Source organism: Klebsiella sp. 4_1_44FAA, from assembly GCF_000238715.1.
Lineage (GTDB): Bacteria > Pseudomonadota > Gammaproteobacteria > Enterobacterales > Enterobacteriaceae > Klebsiella > Klebsiella pneumoniae.
Window position 1 is genome coordinate 359,661 of record NZ_JH414801.1, and the last position, 21,606, is coordinate 381,266.

The 21,606-nt window shown below is 60.7% G+C and carries 23 protein-coding genes and 1 tRNA gene; 12 read left to right on the forward strand and 12 right to left on the reverse strand.

The genetic code is table 11. The annotated features are described in order from the left end of the window. Positions 1 to 9: 9 nt before the first annotated feature. Positions 10 to 1,404, reverse strand: a complete 1,395-nt coding sequence (locus HMPREF1024_RS11090) for a glycoside-pentoside-hexuronide family transporter (protein ID WP_009308798.1) — start codon at positions 1,402 to 1,404, stop codon at positions 10 to 12. Between the two features lie 292 nt (positions 1,405 to 1,696). Here HMPREF1024_RS11090 and HMPREF1024_RS11085 point away from each other — a divergent pair. From HMPREF1024_RS11085 to HMPREF1024_RS11070, 4 genes are all read left to right on the forward strand, one after another. Beyond that, positions 1,697 to 1,791: transfer RNA gene (locus tag HMPREF1024_RS11085), tRNA-Sec, on the forward strand. Between the two features lie 166 nt (positions 1,792 to 1,957). Further along, positions 1,958 to 2,425, forward strand: coding sequence for a DUF3237 domain-containing protein (locus HMPREF1024_RS11080; protein WP_009308799.1), 468 nt, complete (start codon positions 1,958 to 1,960; stop codon positions 2,423 to 2,425). Positions 2,426 to 2,537: 112 nt separating this feature from the next. Then, positions 2,538 to 3,545, forward strand: coding sequence for a zinc-binding alcohol dehydrogenase family protein (locus tag HMPREF1024_RS11075; protein WP_002922964.1), 1,008 nt, complete (start codon positions 2,538 to 2,540; stop codon positions 3,543 to 3,545). A 1-nt stretch (position 3,546) separates the two neighbouring features. Next, positions 3,547 to 3,837, forward strand: coding sequence for a putative quinol monooxygenase (locus HMPREF1024_RS11070; RefSeq protein WP_002922965.1), 291 nt, complete (start codon positions 3,547 to 3,549; stop codon positions 3,835 to 3,837). A 50-nt stretch (positions 3,838 to 3,887) separates the two neighbouring features. On the opposite strand, the gene HMPREF1024_RS0126675 is transcribed toward HMPREF1024_RS11070, so the two are convergent. Next, positions 3,888 to 4,586 (reverse strand): winged helix-turn-helix transcriptional regulator, encoded by a 699-nt coding sequence (locus tag HMPREF1024_RS0126675; RefSeq protein ID WP_032451376.1) that lies wholly within the window; start codon positions 4,584 to 4,586, stop codon positions 3,888 to 3,890. 372 nt (positions 4,587 to 4,958) lie between these two features. Here HMPREF1024_RS0126675 and HMPREF1024_RS11065 point away from each other — a divergent pair, with 372 nt between their 5' ends. Next, a complete protein-coding gene (locus HMPREF1024_RS11065) occupies positions 4,959 to 6,008 on the forward strand; it encodes an NAD(P)-dependent alcohol dehydrogenase (protein ID WP_009308803.1) in 1,050 nt (349 codons plus the stop codon). Here the strand turns inward: HMPREF1024_RS11065 and HMPREF1024_RS11060 are convergent. Both HMPREF1024_RS11060 and HMPREF1024_RS11055 read right to left on the reverse strand, forming a co-directional pair. After that, a complete protein-coding gene (locus HMPREF1024_RS11060; RefSeq protein WP_004212442.1) occupies positions 6,005 to 6,958 on the reverse strand; it encodes a GlxA family transcriptional regulator in 954 nt (317 codons plus the stop codon). The two genes, HMPREF1024_RS11065 and HMPREF1024_RS11060, sit on opposite strands and share 4 nt — an antisense overlap. A gap of 21 nt (positions 6,959 to 6,979) precedes the next feature. After that, a complete protein-coding gene (locus tag HMPREF1024_RS11055) occupies positions 6,980 to 7,759 on the reverse strand; it encodes an MBL fold metallo-hydrolase (protein ID WP_004212457.1) in 780 nt (259 codons plus the stop codon). A gap of 165 nt (positions 7,760 to 7,924) precedes the next feature. Between HMPREF1024_RS11055 and HMPREF1024_RS11050 the strand changes: the two genes are divergently transcribed. After that, positions 7,925 to 8,485 carry an NUDIX domain-containing protein gene (locus HMPREF1024_RS11050; RefSeq protein WP_009308807.1) on the forward strand — a complete coding sequence of 187 codons (561 nt, stop codon included), beginning with the start codon at positions 7,925 to 7,927 and terminating at the stop codon, positions 8,483 to 8,485. Here the strand turns inward: HMPREF1024_RS11050 and HMPREF1024_RS11045 are convergent. The 3 genes from HMPREF1024_RS11045 to HMPREF1024_RS11035 form a co-directional block, all read right to left on the reverse strand. Next, complete coding sequence (locus tag HMPREF1024_RS11045) at positions 8,475 to 9,329, reverse strand: DMT family transporter (RefSeq protein WP_002922972.1); 855 nt, start codon at positions 9,327 to 9,329, stop codon at positions 8,475 to 8,477. The genes HMPREF1024_RS11050 and HMPREF1024_RS11045 overlap by 11 nt on opposite strands. 24 nt (positions 9,330 to 9,353) lie before the next feature. Next, positions 9,354 to 10,163 (reverse strand): lipoprotein NlpA, encoded by an 810-nt coding sequence (nlpA, locus tag HMPREF1024_RS11040; protein ID WP_009308809.1) that lies wholly within the window; start codon positions 10,161 to 10,163, stop codon positions 9,354 to 9,356. Between the two features lie 127 nt (positions 10,164 to 10,290). Further along, positions 10,291 to 11,196: an AraC family transcriptional regulator gene (locus tag HMPREF1024_RS11035; protein WP_009308811.1), complete on the reverse strand. Its 906-nt coding sequence runs from the start codon at positions 11,194 to 11,196 to the stop codon at positions 10,291 to 10,293. A gap of 116 nt (positions 11,197 to 11,312) precedes the next feature. Between HMPREF1024_RS11035 and HMPREF1024_RS11030 the strand changes: the two genes are divergently transcribed. Next, positions 11,313 to 11,849, forward strand: coding sequence for a carboxymuconolactone decarboxylase family protein (locus HMPREF1024_RS11030; RefSeq protein WP_009308812.1), 537 nt, complete (start codon positions 11,313 to 11,315; stop codon positions 11,847 to 11,849). A gap of 20 nt (positions 11,850 to 11,869) precedes the next feature. On the opposite strand, the gene HMPREF1024_RS11025 is transcribed toward HMPREF1024_RS11030, so the two are convergent. Both HMPREF1024_RS11025 and HMPREF1024_RS11020 read right to left on the reverse strand, forming a co-directional pair. Then, on the reverse strand, positions 11,870 to 12,340 hold the full coding sequence (locus HMPREF1024_RS11025) for a nuclear transport factor 2 family protein (protein WP_004173883.1): 471 nt from the start codon (positions 12,338 to 12,340) through the stop codon (positions 11,870 to 11,872). 2 nt (positions 12,341 to 12,342) lie between these two features. Next, positions 12,343 to 12,969: a pyridoxamine 5'-phosphate oxidase family protein gene (locus tag HMPREF1024_RS11020; protein ID WP_002923018.1), complete on the reverse strand. Its 627-nt coding sequence runs from the start codon at positions 12,967 to 12,969 to the stop codon at positions 12,343 to 12,345. Positions 12,970 to 13,064: 95 nt separating this feature from the next. Here HMPREF1024_RS11020 and HMPREF1024_RS11015 point away from each other — a divergent pair, with 95 nt between their 5' ends. Then, entirely contained in the window at positions 13,065 to 13,979 is a 915-nt protein-coding gene (locus HMPREF1024_RS11015) for a LysR family transcriptional regulator (protein WP_002923020.1), read from the forward strand. Here the strand turns inward: HMPREF1024_RS11015 and HMPREF1024_RS11010 are convergent. Next, positions 13,976 to 15,469 (reverse strand): MDR family MFS transporter, encoded by a 1,494-nt coding sequence (locus HMPREF1024_RS11010; RefSeq protein WP_004145022.1) that lies wholly within the window; start codon positions 15,467 to 15,469, stop codon positions 13,976 to 13,978. The two genes, HMPREF1024_RS11015 and HMPREF1024_RS11010, sit on opposite strands and share 4 nt — an antisense overlap. Before the next feature lie 80 nt (positions 15,470 to 15,549). On the opposite strand from HMPREF1024_RS11010, the gene HMPREF1024_RS11005 reads away from it, so the two are divergent. Continuing rightward, positions 15,550 to 16,197: a TetR/AcrR family transcriptional regulator gene (locus tag HMPREF1024_RS11005; RefSeq protein WP_004181564.1), complete on the forward strand. Its 648-nt coding sequence runs from the start codon at positions 15,550 to 15,552 to the stop codon at positions 16,195 to 16,197. 378 nt (positions 16,198 to 16,575) lie between these two features. Here the strand turns inward: HMPREF1024_RS11005 and HMPREF1024_RS11000 are convergent, their stop codons facing one another. Next, positions 16,576 to 16,992: a GNAT family N-acetyltransferase gene (locus tag HMPREF1024_RS11000; RefSeq protein ID WP_009308815.1), complete on the reverse strand. Its 417-nt coding sequence runs from the start codon at positions 16,990 to 16,992 to the stop codon at positions 16,576 to 16,578. Between HMPREF1024_RS11000 and HMPREF1024_RS31330 the strand changes: the two genes are divergently transcribed. Continuing rightward, positions 16,967 to 17,083, forward strand: a complete 117-nt coding sequence (locus HMPREF1024_RS31330; RefSeq protein WP_014343452.1) for a hypothetical protein — start codon at positions 16,967 to 16,969, stop codon at positions 17,081 to 17,083. The two genes, HMPREF1024_RS11000 and HMPREF1024_RS31330, sit on opposite strands and share 26 nt — an antisense overlap. Here HMPREF1024_RS31330 and HMPREF1024_RS31335 read toward each other — a convergent pair. After that, positions 17,043 to 17,165, reverse strand: coding sequence for a hypothetical protein (locus tag HMPREF1024_RS31335; RefSeq protein WP_004150240.1), 123 nt, complete (start codon positions 17,163 to 17,165; stop codon positions 17,043 to 17,045). The two genes, HMPREF1024_RS31330 and HMPREF1024_RS31335, sit on opposite strands and share 41 nt — an antisense overlap. Positions 17,166 to 17,371: 206 nt before the next feature. Between HMPREF1024_RS31335 and eefA the strand changes: the two genes are divergently transcribed. Beyond that, entirely contained in the window at positions 17,372 to 18,496 is a 1,125-nt protein-coding gene (gene eefA, locus HMPREF1024_RS10995) for a multidrug efflux RND transporter periplasmic adaptor subunit EefA (RefSeq protein ID WP_009308816.1), read from the forward strand. Further along, positions 18,496 to 21,603, forward strand: a complete 3,108-nt coding sequence (gene eefB, locus HMPREF1024_RS10990; protein ID WP_009308817.1) for a multidrug efflux RND transporter permease subunit EefB — start codon at positions 18,496 to 18,498, stop codon at positions 21,601 to 21,603. The genes eefA and eefB overlap by 1 nt, the downstream gene beginning before the upstream one ends. Positions 21,604 to 21,606: the final 3 nt, after the last annotated feature.

Genomic DNA, 21,606 nt, shown 5'->3' on the forward strand with positions numbered 1-21,606 from the left:
AACGTCCTCTTAGTTTTGCCATTCTTTGTCGATCGGGGCGGCGGTGAAATCTTGTTCGTTGCGACGCGCGCCCTCGGCCAGCTCGGCCATCATTTTTTTCAGGAACGGCGTTTTCAGCGTGTAGTAGCGTTTGGCGATCACCGCGCTCAGCAGGTAGCACACCGCCGGAACGAGGGTGAACAAGGCGATAATGATGGTGAGGGTGGCGCTGTTCTGGGTTTTAGCGGCGGCGTCATAGCCGCCGCCGGCCAGCATCCAGCCGATCAGCGCGCCGCCCAGCGCCAGCCCTAACTTGAGCACAAACAGGGTACCGGCGAAGCTGATGCCGGTCAGGCGTTTGCCGTTACACCATTCGCCGTAGTCGACGGTGTCGGACATCATTACCCACTGGATTGGCGTCACCAGCTGGTGCAGTACGCCAATGACGAAGATAAAGACAAACATGGTGATTTCGGCGTCCATCGGTACGAAGAACATCGCCACGCTGAGCACCGCCAGGAGGGCGTTGGTCCACCAGAAGACGCTGACTTTGCATTTCCAGTCGGTCAGCGGTTTCGCCAGCGCCGAGCCAATCAGGTTGCCGACGCAGTAGGTCGTGAGGAAGGCGGTGAACAGCGCCGCCGAGCCCATGATCCAGGTGGTGTAGTACATCATCGCGCCGCCGCGAACGCAGACCGCGAGGATATTGAGGATGGTGAGCACGCCGACCACCCACCACTGGTCATTGCGCCAGATATCGCGCAGGTCTTCACGCATCGAGGTACTGCTCGGCGGCGCTTCGACACGCTCTTTGGTGGTAAAGAAGCAGAAGGCCAGCATCAGGAAGGCAATCACCGACAGCACCGCGATGCCCCCCTGGAAGCCGAGCGCTTTGTCTTCGCCGCCGATAAAGTTGACCAGCGGCATCATCAGCACGGTGGAGAGCATGCCCCCCGCCGTCGCCAGCACGAAGCGCCAGGACTGCAGCGAAATGCGCTGCGTCGGGTTGTCGGTGATCACGCCGCCCAGCGCGCAGTAGGGGATATTCACCACGGTGTAGAGCAGGGTCAGCAGCGTGTAGGTCACGGCGGCGTAGATCAGCTTGCCGTTGTGGCTTAAATCCGGCGAGCTGTAGGCCAGCACGCAGACGAGGCCGAACGGGATGGCGCCGAAGAGGATCCATGGGCGGAACTTACCCCAGCGGCTGCGGGTACGGTCGGCAAGCAGACCCATACACGGGTCGGAAATCGCGTCCAGCGCGCGCGCCAGCAGGAACATGGTGCCGACAAAGCCGGCGGGGATACCAAAAATATCGGTGTAAAAAAACATCATGTACAACATGACGTTATCAAAAATAATGTGGCTGGCGGCATCACCCATGCCGTAACCAATTTTCTCTTTGACGGACAAAATGTGATCTTTCATATGCGCACTATTCCCTTAGCGGCACCGAGGGTTGGTACCGGTTACGGTTTTTGTAAACCTTTGCCGCACTAAGATGAATTGCGATATCTCGTTATCAGATTACGTTTCTTGTTTTCTGTGATCGCGGTAGGGAATCAGGGAGTGAAAAAGTGTAACTCACGGATTTTGTGAGGATTTGTCCAGGACTGTTCTGTAAAGTCCAGTTTTAACAGTAAAAAAGTGCGTTTAGGTATGTGGTAAACGGCTGAAAGTAGCTATAATGCGCCCCGCCTCCATGTAGCAATCGAGGCGCGGAAGATCGTCATCTCCGGTGAGGTGGCTGGACTTCAAATCCAGTTGGGGCCGCCAGCGGTCCCGGGCAGGTTCAACTCCTGTGATCTTCCGCCAGTTTGCCCCTGCTCCCCCACAGCCACTCCCTACCAACCTGAGCCCCCCAAACTCATCATCCCAGCCAATCATTTTTATCCAAACCCTGCGTTATTTTGTCTCTCGCAAACCCGTTACACTGGCGCGGTGGCCGCGTGCCGTTACCAACCGAAACAGGAGAGCCATAATGACCCCCGAACTCAGACACTGTTTTTCCATTACCATCCAGGTTGATAAACCGATAATCGTCTCCCGCAGCCTGCAGACCGGTAAGCGCCAGCTGATCCCGATTGTCGGCGGCAGCGTCTCGGGTCAACTTCGCGGCCACGTATTACCCGGCGGCGTCGACAGCCAGATAATCGAACCCGACGGCACCTGCAGGCTGTCCGCCCGCTATGCCCTGCAGGTGGCGGAAGGCACGGTCTATGTGGAAAACAATGGCATCCGCCGGGTGCCGGCCCAGTATCATGACCAGCTTTTCGCCGACGATATGCGCTTTTTTAGCGATATTCCGCCAGAAGCCATCTATTTTCGCACCGTGCCCACCTTTGAGGTGGATGCTCCCGCGCTCAGCTGGCTAACCACCTCGCTGTTTATCTGCGCCGGTGGCCGGACCCAGGATGGGGTGATGCTCGACTTCTATCAGGTGGGCTGATTTTCACTTTCTGCATATAACTGTTATTGCCGTTAGCCCGTTTTTCCCCTCCCGGCAGCGGTCTACGATGGCTCCATCTTTTCATTCACCCGAATCACAGACCGGAGCAGTTATGAAAGCTATCGCCATTACTCAAGCCGCCGCTGACGGCAACAACATCCCTTCTTTAACCGAGATCGACCTGCCGATCCCCACCGCCCACGGGCGTGATCTGCTGGTCGCTGTGAAGGCTATCTCGGTCAATCCGGTAGACACCAAAGTGCGCGCCGGCTTTCAGGGCGACACGCCGCGGGTGCTGGGCTGGGACGCCGTTGGCGTGGTGCAGTCCGTCGGTGAGGAAGTGACGCTGTTCGCGCCCGGGGACGAGGTCTGGTACGCCGGCGCGCTGGGCCGGGCCGGCAGCAACAGTGAATATCAGCTGGTGGATGAGCGCCTGGTGGCGCACAAACCGCGCACCCTCGATAATGCCTCCGCCGCCGCGCTGCCGCTGACGGCGATCACCGCCTGGGAGCTGCTGTTTCACCGTCTCGGCGTTGAGGAAGGCGGCAATGCGGGCGACACGCTGCTAATCGTCGGCGCGGCGGGCGGCGTGGGGTCTATCCTGACCCAGCTGGCCAGTAAACTGACCGCCATGACGGTGATCGGCACCGCCTCGCGTCCCGAGAGCCAGCAGTGGGTCCGCGAGGCGGGCGCGCACCATGTGATCGATCACAGCAAGCCGCTCGCCGACGAGCTGGCGCGCATTGGTATCACGTCGGTAACCCATGTCGCCAGCCTGACCAATACCGAGCAGCACTTCAACGCGCTGATCGACGCCCTCGCCCCGCAGGGCAAGCTGGCGCTGATTGATGACCCGGAGACCCTGGACGTGGTGCCGCTGAAGGCCAAAAGCCTGTCCCTGCACTGGGAATTTATGTTCACCCGTTCAATGTTTGAGACGGATGATATGATCGCCCAGCATCAGCTGCTCACCCGCGTGGCGGCGCTGATCGACAACCACACTATCAAAACCACCCTTGGCGAACACTACGGCGCCATCACCGCCGCCAATCTGCAGAAAGCGCATCGCCAGCTGGAAACCGGACGCGCCGTCGGCAAGATCGTGCTGGAGGGGTTTTAAGATGATATCGCTTATCGCCGTGCTCAAGGCGAAACCGGGCCAAACGGACGCCCTGCGCCAGGCCCTGCAGGCGCTGCTCCTGCCGACGAGACAGGAGCCGGGCAACCTCGACTATGCCCTGTTTCAGCTGCGCGACGCGCCGGACACCTTCTATATGCGCGAGGCGTGGCAGGGACAGGACGCCCTCGATGCCCATGTCGCGATGCCCTATTTTCAGGCGTTTATGACGCAGATGGAGTCTCTGCTGGCTGAGCCGCTGCGGCTGGACTTTCTGACGCCGGTTGAGCCTTAGCCCACCGGCTGACGAGGGGTGGGAAAATCACGCCCCTCCGCCGCGCGGGTTTAAAAGTGGGCGGGAAGCGTGCGGGTTATCTTTTCCAGCACCCCGCGATGGACCGTAATGTAACCACCTTTGCGCAGCTCTGCCAGAATCGACATAACACGGCTGCGCGACAGGTTGGTGCGGCGCTGTATAAAGCTTAACGCGTTAATTTGGCGACGATATGCCTCCGGGTAGTCCGCCAGCTCTGTTAGCAGGGTTCGCACCATCGGATAAGAATCCACCCCCACCATCTCCTGCGAACGCATCCTCAACACCATCAGTCGCTGCGCCAGAATATGAGCCATCTCCTGCCACAGGTTTTTCTCATTGAGGATCTCGACCGCCACCTGGTGTCCTATCCAGCGTCCGCGCAAATCCGTCTCAGCAAATACGGAACAGTGGCTTTTTTCCGGGATACCATTAAACGCGCCGTAACCATCGATTAATCCCAATAGCGAAGGGGCAAATATCGTTGATACAACCATGCTCTTCTCCGCATGGCAAACGGAGGCAATCCCCTCTTCGATTAAAATTATTCCAGATTCTTCCCGGGTCGGCGGAAAACGATAATAGGTCGATCGCGGCAGCGCAAAGGGTGAGCTGACGGGCAGGAACGCAGATAACAGGGATTTCACCGCGAATAACGGCTTTGTCTGTCTTCCGTAGTAAAAGGACGTTAACGCCTGGTCGGTAGAGGGGCTGGCTGCAGGTATCGACATGGTTTTTATGCCATCAGGTCAGGTTGAAAAAGTGATTCATTGAGAATCATAGTATCAACAGGTGAAATAACGAATAAAAGACAAGACGTTACGGGGATAAAAAGAGTGTAAGCATCATTATCTGCAATAACTATTTATCTCTATTCTACAGGAATAAATAATACTATATGCCGTAAATACCTATAAGGCTTAGCGGCGATAAAGATAAGGCCATCTTATTATTTACTGCGCTGGTTAAGGCCGCGCCTGAGGGTTTCTCTACCGCTTTCCCCCTCGCATCTCGGCCAGTCCAGGCTACGCTTATCGATGCCACTGACCACCCGCATTCCCCTCCCGTTCTATTGAGTCCATTCATCAAGAAGAGGTTTCGCTATGCTGATCAACGCTATTGGTACCTACTCCGCCAGCCAGCCGCTGGAATCAATGGCCATCACCCGCCGCGACCCGGGGCCGCAGGATGTACAGATCGCCATCGCTTACTGCGGCGTCTGCCACTCCGATCTCCACCAGGCGCGATCGGAATGGGCGGGAACGCTGTATCCCTGCGTGCCGGGGCATGAAATTGTGGGTCGGGTGACCGCGGTCGGCAACGCCGTCTCGCGCTACGCCGTCGGCGATCTGGTGGGCGTCGGCTGTATGGTCGATAGCTGTCAACAGTGCGAAGAGTGCGCTGAGGGACTGGAGAATTACTGCGACCATATGGTGCTGACCTATAACGGCCCGACCCAGGACGCGCCGGGACACACGCTTGGCGGTTATTCACAGCAGATCGTGGTCAATGAACGCTACGTGCTGTGGATAACCCATCCCGAAGCGCAGCTGGCCGCCGTCGCGCCGCTGCTGTGCGCCGGGATCACGACATACTCGCCGCTGCGCCACTGGCACGTCGGGCCGGGTAAAAAAGTCGGCGTGGTCGGCATCGGCGGCCTCGGGCATATGGGGATCAAGTTGGCCCACGCCATGGGGGCCCACGTGGTGGCCTTTACCACCTCCGAATCCAAGCGTAATGCGGCCAGAGCGCTGGGCGCCGATGACGTAGTGGTGTCGCGCAATGAAGACGAAATGGCGGCCCACGTCAAAAGCTTCGATTTCATCCTCAACACCGTGGCAGCGCCGCATAATCTCGATGCCTTCACCACGCTGCTGAAACGTGATGGCACCATGACGCTGGTTGGCGCCCCGGCCACGCCGCATCCGTCGCCGGAAGTGTTCAATCTGATCTTCCGCCGCCGGTCGATTGCCGGCTCGATGATCGGCGGTATTCCGGAAACTCAGGAGATGCTCGACTTCTGCGCCGAACACGGCATCGTCGCCGATATCGAATTGATCCGCGGCGATGAGATCAACGAAGCCTGGGAAAGAATGGTCAAGGGTGACGTGAAATACCGCTTCGTGATCGACAGTGCGACCCTCGCCGGCTAAGCGCCGCGACGAAAGGTACGCCGCCATTCCGTCGGGCTGACGCCAAAGCGCGCTTTAAACTGCTGGCGCCAGGTGACCGCTGAAAGATAGCCCACCGCCTCCGCCACCTGCTCGACCGGCAGATCGCCCGCCTCAAGCAGAGTCTGGCTGCGGCGCAGACGTTCGGCGGTCAGCCAGTCGGTAATGCTCATCCCGGTTGCCCGGGCGAAGTGGCGGGTCAGGGTACGGCGGCTCATCGCCACCACCCGGGCCAGCGAATCGAGACTGTGCGGCTCGGCAATATGCTGCTGCAGATAATCCAGCAGGCAGTTGATTCGCGCATCGCGGGTGTTTTTCGGCACCGGCTGGGCGATAAACTGCGCCTGGCCGCCCTCGCGGTGCGGCGAAACAATCATCCGCCGGGCGATCTGGTTGGCCGCGAGGCTGCCGAAACGCTGGCGGATGATGTAGAGGCAACAGTCCAGCGCCGCCGCGGTGCCCGCCGAAGTAATGATCCGCCGGTCGTCGACGTACAGGGCGTTGATATCCAGCTGCACCTGCGGAAACCGGCGCTGGAAATCCTGCTCGAACTCCCAGTGAGTCGCCGCTCGCCTGCCATCCAGCAGCCCGGCGTAGCCGAGGACGAACGCGCCGAGGCACAGGCCGACAATCTCCGCGCCGTTATCCCGGGCCCGCACCAGGCTATCAAGCAGCGCCTGCGGCGGACGTCGATCGACCTCGCCCCAGTAAGGCACCACCACGATATCCGCCTGTTCCAGCGCGGCATAATCGCCGGTGGCGTACAGCGCAAAACCATCGCGGGCGCGCAGCAGCCCCGGCCGCTCGGCGCAAATGTGCAGATTAAAGCGTTTGATTTCCGAAACCGAATCGCCAAACAGCATGCAGGGGACGGCGTAGTGAAACGGGCTAAAGCCCTCTACAGCGACAATCGCCACGTCGGTGAGTTTCATCGTCCCTTCCCCTTACGCATGTTAATAAACGACGGTTTCTCCATCCTGCGGGATAGAAACCACATCGGCAATCTGATTATCCAGCGCATACTGGCGCATCTCTTCCCGACTCACCAGGCAGTGGTTGACCGCCTCGAGGTGGATAGCCATGATTTTTGCTTCCGGCAGGGTGAAGTGCACGTTCAGGAGATCTTCCTTGCCCATGATAATCGGGCCAAAGCCGATGACGTGGGCGTAGCCGGCGTTGAGGACCACCACGTCCGGGCGCAGCTTCAGCAGGTCGGCTGCAATGTCATCGCGCCAGATAGTATCCCCCACCAGCCACAGCGTCTTCTCCTGCGGATGGCGAAACACCACGCCGCAGGCCTCGCCCAGGCGTTCAGCCATCGCCGGCACCGCGTAGGTCCGGTCGCTGCCGTGTTGGCCGGAGGTGGTTTTCTGCAGGCGCACGCCGGCAAATTCGCTGTCTGCCGACAGCAGGCGCAGATCCTGAAATCCCTGGCTGCGCAGCAGCGCGGCGTCGGCCTCATGCTGGACGAACACCGGCAGGGTTTTCGGGATCGCGGCGATCGCCGCCGCGTCCCAGTGATCGTCATGGGTGTGGGTGACGATCACCGCATCAACATCGACAATTTTATCGCGGGAAAACGGCAGCTCAACCAGCGGATTGCGCAATTCGCTGCGCGCGGTGCCCGGAAAACCCGGCCAGGCGCCTTTGTCCGCCAGCATCGGATCGATGAGAAATCTTTTCCCGGCGTAGTGAATAATCTGGGTCGCATTACGGATGTGGGTGATGTTCATGTTGGCATTCCTCTGGGGTCATCTGACGAACATCGTACTGAGTCCCCGCCTGGCTCAACAGGGGCGTTTGGGCAATGATCGATGAAATCGGGCCAACCTGCGGCGGTTGCCATCCGCCTCCGGCTATGTTGTTCTTAAGGCTCAATTTTTGACAGGAGTGGCAGGATGAAAAAGAAACTGACCGCCGCCGATATGCACGACCCGCAGGTCATCGCCGAGACGCCGTGGTTCAGCATGCGTAAGGTGGGTATTGATGTCGCCCCCGGCGAGCGCCGCGACTTTTATTCCATTCATTACCCGCGCCCGGCGGTGGGGATTGTGGCCATCCAGGATGAGAAGGTGCTGCTGATTCGCCACTACCGCTACCTGATCGATAAGGTGGTGTGGGCGATCCCTTCTGGCGGCGTCGATGAAGGGGAAGACCCGGCGGTCGCCGCGCTGCGCGAGCTGCGGGAAGAGACCGGCTGGCAGGCGCAACGCGTTGAGGAGATCATTCGCTTTAACCCCTCCTACGGCAGCAGCGATCAGCTGTTTATCACCTGGCTGGCCACCGGTTTACGCTGGGTGGGGATGGATGCAGATCAGGATGAGGTGATGGAGACCGGCTGGTTTACCTTCGACGAGATAAACCAACTGATCGCCCGCGGCGAGATGCCGGACGGGCTGTCGCTGGTGCCGCTGCTGCAGCTGATGGCGCAGCGGCGAAGCGGCTCGCTTACGGCTTAAGCATCCGCCAGCGGAACCACAGCTGGGCCACGAGGATCAGCACGCCGCCGATAATCTTTTGCAGCGGCAGCTGTTCGCCGTACCACAGCGCGGCGGCAATGACCGTCAGCAGCGGTTCGAGCACCATGATGATCGCCGCGCTGGCCACCGCCGCGTACTTCTGCCCCTTCATCTGCAGACCGAAGCGCAGGCTGGTAGCGATGACAATGCTGGCCACCAACCAGCCGAGAGTCGGCAGGGTCATCGGCTGGTCCCAGCGTTCAACGGCAGCGGAGATGGTCAACCCGACGATACCGGTGATCGCCAGCTGCACGGTGGTCAGGGGGATCAGCGGTACTTCACGCGCGCAGCGGCTGGTGTAACAGAACCAGATCGACTGCACCAGCGCCGTCAGCAAAAACCAGCCCTGACTGGGGTGGAAGGCTATCGGCATATGCAGACTGAGCAGCCCCAGGCCTACCACCGCGATCGGCAGGCACTCCCACCAGGCGCGCGGCGGGCGCACCTTCATCATCACCCACGCGGTCAGCGGGACGAACATCATCGACAGGCTCATGATAAACGCCCCTTCGCCGAGCGACGCCGTCGTGGAGACCGAATAGATCCACAGGCAGAGGTTGAGCGCAAACCAGAGTCCGCTGATGATGAGTTTTGGCCAGTGCTGCTTTTGCGGGCGAAAACCGCGGCAGAACGGCAGCAGAAGCAGCGCGGCGAAGAAAAAACGCAGCCCAAGAAACGCGAACACCGGCATGCCGGCGATCGCCTCGCGGGAAAATATCCAGCCGCAGGCGGCAATCACCGTCGCGGCAATCAGCAGCAGGTCAGCCTGCCGTTGGCGTACCATACGCGCCTCTCCCTGTGTGTTGGCTTACCAGCCAGGCACCGCGCCGCCGTTGAAGATAGTCTCTGCCGCCTTCGCCACCTCCGGCGACTGGTACGACTGCATAAACTCCTTCACGTTTTGCGCGTCTTTATTGTCTTCCCGGGTCACGATGATGTTCACGTAGGGCGAGTTTTTATCTTCGATAAAGATGCCGTCACGAACCGGCGACAGCCCGGTTTGCTGCAGGTAGGTGGTGCTGATGATAGCCACGTCGACTTTGGGATCGTCGAGTACGCGCGGCAGTTGCGCCCCTTCCAGCTCCATGATCTTCAGGTTATGCGGGTTGTCGGTGATATCCACCGCCGTCGGCAGCAGGCCGGTCCCGGCTTTGAGGGTAATCAGCTTCTCTTTTTGCAGCAGCAGTAGCGCCCGCCCGAGGTTGGTCGGATCGTTGGGGATAGCGATCGTCGCGCCGTCTTTCAGTTCGGCGACTGACTTGATCTTGCGCGAATAGCCGGCCATCGGGAAGACGAAGGTATTCCCGACCGCCACCAGATGATAATTATGCGCTTTGTTGTCCTGCTCAAGGAAAGGCCGATGCTGGAAGACGTTGGCGTCCAGATCCCCGGCGTTGGTCGACTCGTTGGGCAGCAGTGAGCCGCTGAACCCCACCAGCTCGACCTCCAGACCGTACTTCTCTTTGGCCACCTTCTTCGCCACTTCCGCCACATCCTGCTCGGCGCCGTTAATCACACCGACCTTAATGTGCTTCGCTTCATTATCCTTTTGGTCGCAGCCGACCAGCGCCAGACCCGCCAGCATCACTGCGGCGGCGGCCCGTAAACGTAATCTCATCCTCTTCACCCTGTCTGTCCTGAATGTCATTGTTTTTTTCGTACAAAACTATAGCGACTTTCGGGTCGGGTAATAAACAGCAAACCACGCAACTGGAAATAAAATCATCTTCGCGAAACGCGAGGCGCTAGCCCCGTCGCCACTCGCCCGGCGTCACGCCATAGCGCATTTTGAAGCGCTTTGAGAAGGACGCCAGCGACTGAAAGCCGCAGCGTTCGGCAATGACCTCGAGGTTGGTCTGACGCTCCAGGCGCAGCAGCCGGGCGGCCAGCGCCATTCGCAACTGCGACAGCCACGCCTGCGGCGTCAGGTGATAGACGCGGGCAAAATGACGGGCAAAGGTGGCCCGTGATAAAAACGCGCGGGCGGCCATACTCTCCAGCGTCCACGGTTGCTCCGGGGTCGCCATCACCGCCAGCACCGCCGGCATCAGGCGTTCATCGCTCATCAGGCGCAGCAGCCCGCCGGGCGGCTGTTGCTCGCCAAGCAGCATGCGCAGCAGGAGCACCAGCAGCGTATCGCCGAGGCTGCGCACGATAGCGCTGCCGCCGGGACGCTGCGCCAGGCTCTCGCGCACCAGTATATTAAGCAGCGCGTCCAGCTCCGGGCAGTCTTCACGCGCATCGGTATGGAGATGGATCAGCGTCGATACTTCACTGAACAGCCAGCTGACGTGCGGACCAAAATAGAATTCGCCGCACAGCATCTCCAGCGCCCCCTCCGCCGGGCCGGCGCGCATTTCCGTCACCGTGCCGTTAAACCGGTGCGCCACCGGCAGCACCTGGCCCCACTCCACCAGGCTCTCCATCAGGTGCGGCGAACCGTGGGGCAGGAGGACGACATCTCCCGCGCGCAGGTGATGGGTCTGGCCGCCGACGTTGAGCCGCCCCTCGCCGCGCAGCACCACGTGCCAAGGCACCACGCCGCTGCGCATTTGCTGGTGCCCGGCCTGCCAGCGGCCGCCGAAGCGACAGTGCAGGTTCACTTCGCAGCGCGGCGCCAGCAGCGCCAGCAGATGACTGAGACTGTCCATGCTTCTCCTGAGACGATAAGACAAAAAGGTGAGACGAAGACCGCCAGTCTAGCATGCGGCAAGCGCCTAAGATGACCCCATTGCCAACACACCCTCGATAACAACAGGAGTTAACCATGAGCCGTTTAGCAGATATCCGTGAACAAGACGCCACCGGCAAAGCCGCCGATATTTTCGCCGGGATCAAAAAAGCGATGGGCAAAGTGCCGAACGCCTACCTGACCATCGGCGGCCACTCGCCGGCGGCGCTGCAGCAGGCGCTGGCGCACAATGCGATGCTCCATAAAGGCAGCCTCAGCGCCCAGCAGCTGGAAGCGATTAATCTGTCGGTCAGCGAAGCCACCGGCTGTGACTACTGCCTGGCCGCGCACACCCTGATGGCGAAAAAAGCTGGCTTCAGCAGCGAGCAGATCCACGCCCTGCACCGCGGGGAGTATGCGGAAGAGACGCAGCTTGATGCGCTGGTGAAATTCGCGCAGACCCTGGTGACCACCACCGGTACGCTGCCGGAAGCCGACGTCGCCGCGCTGCGCAACGCCGGTTTTAGCGACCAGCAGGTGATTGAGATTATCAGCGCCATCAGCGCCATCCTGTTCACCAACATGGTGAACCGGGTTAACGACACGGTAGTCGACTTCCCGAAAGCCGATTAATCCGTCGCGCAGCGCCGGTTTTACAGCCCCAGATCGCTGAGCCCCGGATGATCGTCCGGGCGGCGCCCCTGCGGCCAGTGGAACAGGCGCTCGCTTTCGGCGATCGGCAGGTCGTTGATGCAGGCGTAGCGCGTCTGCATCAGTCCATGCTTATCAAACTCCCAGTTCTCATTGCCATACGAGCGAAACCAGTTGCCGCTGTCGTCGCACCACTCATAGGCGAAGCGCACGGCAATGCGATTCTCCTGCCATGCCCACAGCTCCTTAATCAGCCGGTATTGCTGCTCCTTGCGCCATTTTCGCTGCAGGAACTCAACAATTTGCCCCCGACCGTGGACAAATTCGCTGCGGTTACGCCATTCGCTATCCACGGTGTAGGCCAGGGCGACTTTTTCCGCATCGCGGCTGTTCCAGCCATCTTCCGCGGCGCGGACCTTCTGGATAGCGCTGTCGCGGGTAAACGGCGGTAACGGGGGACGTTGTTCGGTCATGCTTACTCTCCTCTACGGGCTAATTGCTGCTGCAGGCGCTGATTCTCCTGCTCCAGGTCATGAATACGTTGCTGCAGGTTCTGGCTGTACTCCGCCACCTGCTGCGCGCTGTAGCGCGGCGTAATGTGCTGCGGGCAGTTCCAGTCAAACGCCTGCAAATGAAAAAGAAACAGACGTTCAATGCGGGCGCGATAGTTGGCCGGCGCCACCTGCGCCAGCAGCTGCGGGTGGTCCTCTGCCGCCAGGACCTCGACGGTGGCGTAGATTTTCAGCCTGGCACGGCGCGGATAATCCATCAAAAACAGGCAGGCCCGGTCGCTGCCGCGCAGATTGCCGGTAGTAATGTACTGGCGGTTACCACCGAAATCGGCCATCGCCAGGGTGGTGTCATCCAGCAGATGCAGAAACCCCGGCGGGCCGCCGCGATGCTGAATGTAGGGCCAGCCGCTCTGCGACACCGTCGCCAGATAAAAGCTGTCGCGGGTGGCGATCATCCCCGCTTCGCTGTCGCCGAAGCGGTCGGCCTGGCGGCGACTGCGCGGCGTTTGCCACAGCGAGTCGCTGCCCATTTCATGCTGCACATCCATCACGTCCGGGGTGATAGCGATATCGAGAAAGGTTGCTGCCATAGCGCCTCCTGTTGTCTGGCGCCATCATGGACTGTACTGTAAAGAATGATAATACGGGTAAAGTGGCAATCATCTTTCCGCAAAACGGGAGAATAATGGATCGATTAAGCGCGATGGCGCTGCTGGTGAAAGTGACCGAGCTGGGGAGCATGTCGGCGGCAGCGCGGGCGCTGAATATGCCGTTGACCACCGTCAGCCGCCATATTGGCGAACTGGAGAGCGCGCTGGGCGTACGCCTGCTGGCGCGAACCACCCGCAAACTGACGCTCACCGACGCCGGGGTCGATTATGTTGCCGCCGCGCGGCGGATCCTTGAGGAGGTGGAAAACGCCGAACGCCAGGCGACGGGCGAATATCAGGAGCCAAAAGGCGAGCTGGTGATCTCCGCGCCAACGATGTTTGGACGCCAGCACGTTCTTCCGGTAATCAGTGAATTTATCGCCCGCTACCCGCTAATTCGCGTCCGTTTGCTGCTCAGCGATCGCAATGCCGACCTGGTGAGCGACCATGTCGATCTGGCGGTGCGGATTGGCGACCTGGCGGACAGCAGCATGGTGGCCACCCGCCTCGGCACCATGCGGATTGTGGCCTGCGCCCATCCGGCGCTGCTGGCGAAATACGGCGAGCCGCAGCGGCCGCGCGATCTGGCGGCGCTGCCGATCATCCGCATTGAATCGCCGATGCCCTATCGCGGCTGGCGCTTTCGCGCCGCTGAGCGCGAGGACCAGCTGATTAACCTGCCGCCGGTGCTATCCGTCACCACGCCAGAGAGCGCCGCCGATGCCGCGCGGCTGGGGGTGGGGGTGGCCCGCTTACTGCATTATCAGGCGCTGGATGGCCTGCGCCACGGGGAGCTCCGTCTGCTGCTGGAAAACGTCGAGCCGGATCCGGCGCCGGTCCATTTGCTGTATACCGCTCGGGATCTGGCGCCGCTTAAGCTGCGCAAATTTATCGATTTTGCCGCACCGGCGCTGCGTCAGGCACTGCTGCGCATCGCCGGGGCCGCTTAATGCGTCGCGGTCTTCAGCGGCGCCTCCTTTAACAGCCATGAGAGGACAAACGCCACCGCCATAATGCCGGCCGCCATCAGAAACGCCGCGTGGATCGCCGCGCCGAAGGCGTCGAGGTAGTCGAGGCGGATATCCGCGGGCAGGTGCTGGACCGCCACCGGATTCATTCCCGGCGGCAGCACCGCGCCTTCCGGCAGCAGTTGTTGCAGGTTGCTCTGCAGCACGTGCGTGAACACCGCGCCAAACAGCGCCACGCCGATGGAGCCGCCAATCGAGCGGAACAGGGTCACGCCGGAGGTGGCGACGCCGTACATCTGCGCCGGCATCGCATTCTGCACCGCCAGGACCAGCACCTGCATCACCAGCCCCAGACCCGCTCCCAGCACGCCGGTAAACAGGTACAGCTGCCACAGCGGCGAGTGAATGGTGATGCGGGTCAGCAGTACCATGCCGGTCACGCCGAGCAGGGTGCCGAGGATCGGAAACAGGCGATATTTACCGGTACGGCTGATAATCCGCCCGCTGATAATCGAGGTCAGCAGCAGGCCGCCCATCAGAGGGATCAGCTGTAGCCCGGCTTCGGTGGGCGTCGCCTCCTTCACCACCTGCAGATAGAGCGGCAGGAAGGTGACTGACCCGAACAGCGACATGCCGATGACGAAGCCGATCAGGCTGCACAGCAGGAAGCTGCGGTTGCGGAACAGCGCCAGCGGAATAATCGGCTCGGCGGCCATCCGTTCTTCGTAAATAAAGCCGATGATCCCCACGATGCCGAAGGCCAGAATGCACCACAGCTGCGGGTCATTCCACGCATGGACGCTGCCCCCTTCCGAGGTAAACAGGATGATGCACAGCAGCGCCATGCTGAGATAAATCGCCCCCAGCCAGTCAATCTGATGCTGGCTGCGTTTATTGCTGCTGTGGAATACCGCGCCGATCACCAGCAGCGCGAACAGGCCGAGCGGCAGATTGATATAGAAGATCCAGCGCCAGGAGGCGTGCTGCACCAGAAAACCGCCGATCAGCGGGCCGATCACCGTCGCCAGGCCGAAAACGCCGCCGAACAGCCCCTGATAGCGGCCGCGGTTGGCGGGCGGGATGACGTCGGCGACCGCCGCCATGCTGATCACCATCAGGCCGCCGCCGCCGAGCCCCTGCAGGCCGCGCATCAGCACCAGTTGGGTCATATTCTGCGCCAGCCCGCAGAGCGCGGAGCCGACGAGAAACAGCCCAATCGCCACCTGCAGCACGATTTTGCGGCCGAACAGATCGCCAAATTTACCGTACAGCGGCACCGCGATGGTGGAGCTGAGGATATAGGCGGTGACCACCCAGGAAAGCTTGTCCAGCCCGCCCAGTTCGCCGACAATCGTCGGCAGCGCGGTGGAGACAATGGTCTGATCCAGCGCTGAAAGCAGCATCACCAGCAGCAATGCGCTGAACAGCAGGCGTATCGACTGCACCGGTGGGTTAGCGACTTGAGAAGTCATTACAACGCTCGCTTGAAATTAATTAAATGCATAATTAATATTTAGTGAAAGAATGAGTCAGGTCAAGAGATCGCCATATCATGACAGCACAAAAGGATCAGGATGCTCCCCGCCGCCCGGGTCGGCCGCGCGGTAAAAAACCGGGTACCGCCAACCGCGAACAGTTGATGGACATCGCCCTGACGCTGTTTGCCCGCGACGGGGCGGGCCGCGTATCGTTGAACGCCATCGCCAAAGAGGCCGGGGTGACGCCGGCGATGCTGCATTACTACTTCAGCTCGCGGGATGCGCTGGTGACTCAGCTGATTGAGGAGCGCTTTATGCCGCTGCGCAATCACATCAGCCGCATCTTTGTCGATCATCCACAGGACCCGGTACTGGCGCTGACGATGATGGTCGAGACGCTGGCGCATATGGCGGAGAAAAACGCCTGGTTCGCGCCGCTGTGGATGCAGGAGATCATCGGCGAAATGCCGATTCTGCGCCAGCATATGGATGCCCGCTTCGGCGAGGAGCGTTTTCAGGTGATGCTGGGGACGGTGCGTCGCTGGCAGCAGGAAGGCAAGATCAATCCGGCGCTGGCGCCGGAGCTGCTGTTTACCACGGTGATTAGCCTAGTGCTGGTGCCATTTTCACGCATCCACAGCGATCCGCGTTTACAGGCGGTCAACCGTCAGACCATCGTCAGCCACGCGCTGGCGTTAATGGGCCACGGCGTTGGAGGTTAAGGCGTGGTTTTGACGCTTTTGTAGTCCGGATAAGACACCACGCGCCGCCATCCGGGATTTTCCCTGCTCGCACTGCGCTTAGCAGGGCTACAACTTCTATGTTAATTCCCGGCAGATTGCGCTCCCGGTTGATCTTCTGCGTTATGTCTCTTATGCCGCAGGGAGCGCACAGCACGAACCGTAGGCCGGGTAAGGCGACAGCCGCCACCCGGCAAGAATACAGGTGCCGTGCCTGATATCCTGCCCGGCGGCGTTGCGCTTGCCGGTCCTGGGTGGGGCGAAACTACGGGAGGACTGTGTAGGCCGGATAAGGCATTTATGCCGCCATCCGGCACAACCACAGGTACGGTACCTGACCGCCTGGGGATACCAGGATCGTTACAGCGCCTTCGACAAATAGTGGCGCTGCATGCCTGCGTGCGGGAAGTCGGGCAGCGACATCTGCAGCTGATAGCCTAATTTCTGATAAAACGGCAGCGCCTGGAAGCTAAAGGTATCCACCAGCAGATGGCTGCAGCCTTGCGCCTGCGCCTGCTGTTCCGCCTCCTGCATCAGCTCGCTCCCCAGCCCGCGCCCGCGCGTCGTCTCGCTAACCCACAGATACTCAATGCACAGCCAGTTGCCCTTGCGTTTGGCAATCAGCCCGCCCTGCATTACCCCTTGCGCATCGCGCGAGTAAATCCCCAGATCGCCAAACTGCGCCGCATCGAGATACTGCTGATTATACTGCCGCAGACCGGCAAACAATTCTTGTTGATCGTCGGAATTAATGCTTTTTGTAATGATTAGTGTCATTAACTATCTCCAGTATCGCGCTGCCGAATGGTTATTTTCCCTCTCCACTTTCACAAAATATTCTTATTTTCTCCATGATTATTTGCCTTAATTTTTTGCGTTCTAAAAGTAAGCAAAAAAACCTTTCCATTATCGCGACGGATCGTATAATGGGGAAAAATGAGAATGATCATTCTCACTACAAAACCAGAGGAGATGCGCTTTTCACCTCCTGAAGACCGAAGAGGTTGGCTTCAGCGGAGACACAATAACAATCACGTTCAGGAACATCTGTGTTCCTTTTTTGTCATTTTCGCTCACCCGAAAATGCCTCAGCGCCCAACCTATTCCCTCGTTTTTAAATAAACGGGGCGGACGTCTTATATCTTGAGAAAATATAATGAAATACATCATAGCTCCCATCGCGACAGCATTATTTCTCCTTAGCGGATGCGATAATGCGCAGACATCTGCTCCGCAGCAACCCACGCCGGAAGTGGGCGTGGTCACCCTGCAAAGCCAGCCGGTGCCGGTAGTCAGCCAGCTCACCGGCCGCACCACCGCCTCGCTCAGCGCCGAAGTTCGCCCGCAGGTGGGCGGCATCATCCAGAAACGCCTGTTTACCGAAGGCGATATGGTGAAGGCCGGGCAGGCCCTTTACCAGATCGATCCCTCCAGCTATCGCGCGACCTGGAACGAAGCGGCGGCGGCGCTGAAACAGTCCCAGGCGCTGGTGGTCTCCGATTGCCAGAAGGCCCAGCGCTACGCGTCGCTGGTCAGGGATAACGGCGTTTCCCGCCAGGATGCTGACGACGCCGCCTCCACCTGCGCCCAGGACAAGGCCAGCGTGGAATCGAAGAAAGCAGCGCTGGAGAGCGCGCGCATTAACCTGAACTGGACCACCGTCACCGCGCCGATTGCCGGGCGCATCGGCATCTCGTCGGTTACGCCGGGGGCGCTGGTCTCCGCCGATCAGGATACCGCGCTGGCGACGATCCGCGGGCTCGACACCATGTATGTTGATCTGACGCGATCCAGCGTCGATCTCCTGCGTTTACGCAAGCAAAGCCTGGCCAGCAACAGCGACACCCTCAGCGTGACGTTAACCCTGGAAGATGGCAGTACCTATCCCGAAAAAGGGCGTCTGGCGCTCACCGAAGTCGCCGTCGATGAATCTACCGGCTCGGTAACCCTGCGCGCTATTTTCCCCAACCCGCAGCACGTCCTGCTGCCGGGGATGTTCGTCCGCGCGCGCATCGATGAAGGCATCATGAACGACGCGATCCTCGCCCCGCAGCAGGGGATCACCCGCGATGCCAAAGGCGACGCCACGGCGCTGGTGGTCGATGCCGCCAACAAAGTTGAGCAGCGTACCGTGGAAACCGGCGACACCTACGGCGATAAATGGCTGGTGCTGAGCGGCCTGAAAGCGGGCGACAAGCTGATTGTCGAAGGCACCGGTAAAGTGGCCCCCGGACAGACAGTGAAGGCCGTCGCCGTCAACAATAACGGAGGCAACGCCTGATGTTCTCCCGTTTCTTCGTGCGTCGCCCGGTCTTTGCCTGGGTGATCGCCATTCTGATTATGCTCGCCGGGGTGCTGGCGATCCGCACCCTGCCGGTAGGCCAGTACCCGGACGTCGCCCCGCCGGCGGTGAAAATCTCCGCCACCTATACCGGGGCGTCCGCCGAAACCCTGGAGAACAGCGTCACCCAGGTGATCGAGCAGCAGCTCACCGGCCTCGACCATCTGCTCTACTTCAGCTCCACCAGCAGCTCCGACGGCTCGGTCAGCATCACCGTCACCTTTGAACAGGGCACCGACCCGGACACCGCCCAGGTGCAGGTACAAAACAAAGTCCAGCAGGCGGAATCGCGGCTGCCGAGCGAAGTCCAGCAGTCCGGCGTAACGGTGGAAAAATCGCAGAGCAGCTTTCTGCTGATCCTTGCGGTGTATGACAAAACCAACCGCGCCACCAGCTCCGATATCTCCGACTGGCTGGTCAGCAATATGCAGGACCCGCTGGCGCGCGTGGAGGGCGTCGGCAGCCTGCAGGTATTCGGCGCCGAATACGCGATGCGCGTCTGGATGGACCCGACCAAACTCGCCTCCTACTCGCTGATGCCTTCCGACGTCCAGTCGGCGATTGAGGCGCAGAACGTGCAGGTTTCCGCCGGTAAAATCGGCGCGCTACCGTCGTCCAATGCCCAGCAATTAACCGCCACCGTGCGCGCGCAGTCCCGGCTGCAAACCCCTGACCAGTTCAAAGCGATCATCGTGAAAAGCCAGGCCGACGGCTCGGTAGTACGCCTGAGCGATGTCGCGCGGGTGGAGATGGGTAGCGAGGATTACACCGCCACCGCCAATCTGAACGGCCACCCGGCCGCCGGGATCGCGGTGATGATGGCCCCCGGCGCCAACGCGCTGGACACCGCGACGCTGGTGAAAAGCAAAATCGCCGAATTCCAGCGTCAGATGCCGCAGGGTTACGATATTGCCTATCCGAAGGACAGCACCGAGTTCATCAAAATCTCGGTCGAGGACGTGATTAAGACCCTGTTCGAAGCGATTATCCTCGTCGTCTGCGTGATGTATCTGTTCCTGCAGAACTTCCGCGCGACGCTCATTCCGGCGGTAGCGGTGCCGGTGGTGCTGCTTGGCACCTTCGGCGTGCTGGCCCTGTTCGGCTACTCGATTAACACCCTGACGCTGTTCGCCATGGTGCTAGCGATCGGCCTGCTGGTGGATGACGCCATCGTGGTGGTGGAGAACGTCGAGCGCATTATGCGCGACGAAGGGCTCCCCGCTCGCGAAGCCACCGAAAAATCGATGGGCGAAATCTCCGGCGCGCTGGTGGCGATTGCCCTGGTGCTGTCGGCGGTGTTCCTGCCGATGGCCTTCTTCGGCGGTTCGACCGGGGTCATCTATCGCCAGTTCTCGGTAACCATTATCTCGGCGATGATGCTGTCGGTGGTGGTAGCGCTGACCCTCACCCCGGCGCTGTGCGGCGCGCTGCTCAGTTACTCCAAACCGCACACCAAAGGGTTCTTCGGCGCCTTTAACCGCCTGTGGGGGCGCACGGAAGCAGGCTACCAGCGCCGCGTACTCGGCGGCCTGCGCCGGGGCGCAGTGATGATGGGCGCTTACGCGCTGATTTGCGGGGCGATGGCGCTGGCGATGTGGAAGCTGCCGGGCAGCTTCCTGCCGGTGGAGGACCAGGGGGAGATCATGGTCCAGTACACCCTGCCCGCCGGGGCGACGGCGGTGCGTACCGCCGAGGTGCGCCGCCAGGTGACCGACTGGTTCCTCACCAAAGAGAAAGCCAATACCGATGTCATTTTCACCGTCGACGGCTTCAGCTTTAGCGGCAGCGGGCAGAATGCCGGGATGGCCTTCGTGTCGCTGAAAAACTGGTCGCAGCGCAAAGGGGACGATAATACCGCCCAGGCCATTGCCCTGCGCGCCACCAAAGAGCTGGGGACGATCCGCGACGCCACCCTCTTCGCCATGACCCCGCCGTCGGTGGACGGCCTCGGACAGAGCAACGGCTTCACCTTCGAGCTGATGGCCAGCGGCGGTACCGACCGCGACAGCCTGATGAAGCTGCGCAGCCAGCTGCTGGCGGCGGCCAACCAGAGCAGCGAACTGCAGTCGGTGCGCGCTAACGATCTGCCGCAGATGCCGCAGCTGCAGGTGGATATCGATAACAACAAAGCCGTCTCGCTGGGGCTGTCGCTGAGCGACGTGACCGATACGCTCTCCAGCGCCTGGGGCGGTACCTACGTGAATGACTTTATCGATCGCGGCCGGGTGAAAAAGGTCTATATCCAGGGCGAAAGCGACGCGCGCGCGGTGCCGTCGGACCTTGGCAAATGGTTCGTTCGCGGCAGCGATAACAGCATGACGCCGTTCTCCGCCTTCGCCACCACCCACTGGCAATACGGCCCGGAAAGCCTGGTGCGCTACAACGGCTCCGCCGCCTTTGAGATCCAGGGCGAAAACGCCGCCGGCTTCAGCTCCGGCGCGGCGATGGACAAGATGGAAAAGCTGGCCGACAGCCTGCCGGCGGGCTCCACCTGGGCGTGGAGCGGCATTTCGCTGCAGGAAAAGCTGGCCAGCGGCCAGGCGATGAGCCTGTACGCCATCTCGATTCTGGTGGTGTTCCTGTGCCTGGCGGCGCTGTATGAGAGCTGGTCGGTGCCGTTCTCGGTGATCATGGTCATCCCGCTCGGCCTGCTTGGCGCGGCGCTGGCGGCGACGCTGCGCGGCTTAAGCAACGACGTCTACTTCCAGGTGGCGCTGCTGACCACCATCGGCCTGTCGTCGAAAAACGCCATCCTGATCGTGGAGTTCGCTGAATCCGCCGTGGATGAGGGGTATTCGCTCTCCCGGGCGGCGATCCGCGCCGCGCAGACTCGCCTGCGCCCGATTGTCATGACCTCGCTGGCGTTTATCGCCGGGGTGCTGCCGCTGGCCATCGCCACCGGCGCCGGAGCCAACAGCCGCGTGGCGATCGGCACTGGGATTATCGGCGGCACCCTGACGGCCACCCTGCTGGCGGTGTTCTTCGTACCGCTGTTCTTCGTGCTGGTGAAACGTCTCTTCACCCGCCAACGTCCTTCTCAGGAGTAAGGT

What these genes read in the sequence shown, in the direction of transcription:
- HMPREF1024_RS11010 (WP_004145022.1), bottom strand. Translation starts at nt 15,469, where the DNA reads ATGACTTCTCAAGTCGCTAACCCACCGGTGCAGTCGATACGCCTGCTG.
- HMPREF1024_RS11020 (WP_002923018.1), bottom strand. Translation starts at nt 12,969, where the DNA reads ATGGCAGCAACCTTTCTCGATATCGCTATCACCCCGGACGTGATGGAT.
- eefB (WP_009308817.1), top strand. Translation starts at nt 18,496, where the DNA reads ATGTTCTCCCGTTTCTTCGTGCGTCGCCCGGTCTTTGCCTGGGTGATC.
- HMPREF1024_RS11015 (WP_002923020.1), top strand. Translation starts at nt 13,065, where the DNA reads ATGGATCGATTAAGCGCGATGGCGCTGCTGGTGAAAGTGACCGAGCTG.
- HMPREF1024_RS11080 (WP_009308799.1), top strand. Translation starts at nt 1,958, where the DNA reads ATGACCCCCGAACTCAGACACTGTTTTTCCATTACCATCCAGGTTGAT.
- HMPREF1024_RS11000 (WP_009308815.1), bottom strand. Translation starts at nt 16,992, where the DNA reads ATGACACTAATCATTACAAAAAGCATTAATTCCGACGATCAACAAGAA.
- nlpA (WP_009308809.1), bottom strand. Translation starts at nt 10,163, where the DNA reads ATGAGATTACGTTTACGGGCCGCCGCCGCAGTGATGCTGGCGGGTCTG.
- HMPREF1024_RS31330 (WP_014343452.1), top strand. Translation starts at nt 16,967, where the DNA reads ATGCTTTTTGTAATGATTAGTGTCATTAACTATCTCCAGTATCGCGCT.
- HMPREF1024_RS31335 (WP_004150240.1), bottom strand. Translation starts at nt 17,165, where the DNA reads ATGATCATTCTCATTTTTCCCCATTATACGATCCGTCGCGATAATGGA.
- HMPREF1024_RS0126675 (WP_032451376.1), bottom strand. Translation starts at nt 4,586, where the DNA reads ATGTCGATACCTGCAGCCAGCCCCTCTACCGACCAGGCGTTAACGTCC.
- HMPREF1024_RS11035 (WP_009308811.1), bottom strand. Translation starts at nt 11,196, where the DNA reads ATGGACAGTCTCAGTCATCTGCTGGCGCTGCTGGCGCCGCGCTGCGAA.
- HMPREF1024_RS11005 (WP_004181564.1), top strand. Translation starts at nt 15,550, where the DNA reads ATGACAGCACAAAAGGATCAGGATGCTCCCCGCCGCCCGGGTCGGCCG.
- HMPREF1024_RS11065 (WP_009308803.1), top strand. Translation starts at nt 4,959, where the DNA reads ATGCTGATCAACGCTATTGGTACCTACTCCGCCAGCCAGCCGCTGGAA.
- HMPREF1024_RS11050 (WP_009308807.1), top strand. Translation starts at nt 7,925, where the DNA reads ATGAAAAAGAAACTGACCGCCGCCGATATGCACGACCCGCAGGTCATC.
- HMPREF1024_RS11075 (WP_002922964.1), top strand. Translation starts at nt 2,538, where the DNA reads ATGAAAGCTATCGCCATTACTCAAGCCGCCGCTGACGGCAACAACATC.
- HMPREF1024_RS11025 (WP_004173883.1), bottom strand. Translation starts at nt 12,340, where the DNA reads ATGACCGAACAACGTCCCCCGTTACCGCCGTTTACCCGCGACAGCGCT.
- eefA (WP_009308816.1), top strand. Translation starts at nt 17,372, where the DNA reads ATGAAATACATCATAGCTCCCATCGCGACAGCATTATTTCTCCTTAGC.
- HMPREF1024_RS11060 (WP_004212442.1), bottom strand. Translation starts at nt 6,958, where the DNA reads ATGAAACTCACCGACGTGGCGATTGTCGCTGTAGAGGGCTTTAGCCCG.
- HMPREF1024_RS11070 (WP_002922965.1), top strand. Translation starts at nt 3,547, where the DNA reads ATGATATCGCTTATCGCCGTGCTCAAGGCGAAACCGGGCCAAACGGAC.
- HMPREF1024_RS11090 (WP_009308798.1), bottom strand. Translation starts at nt 1,404, where the DNA reads ATGAAAGATCACATTTTGTCCGTCAAAGAGAAAATTGGTTACGGCATG.
- HMPREF1024_RS11055 (WP_004212457.1), bottom strand. Translation starts at nt 7,759, where the DNA reads ATGAACATCACCCACATCCGTAATGCGACCCAGATTATTCACTACGCC.
- HMPREF1024_RS11030 (WP_009308812.1), top strand. Translation starts at nt 11,313, where the DNA reads ATGAGCCGTTTAGCAGATATCCGTGAACAAGACGCCACCGGCAAAGCC.
- HMPREF1024_RS11045 (WP_002922972.1), bottom strand. Translation starts at nt 9,329, where the DNA reads ATGGTACGCCAACGGCAGGCTGACCTGCTGCTGATTGCCGCGACGGTG.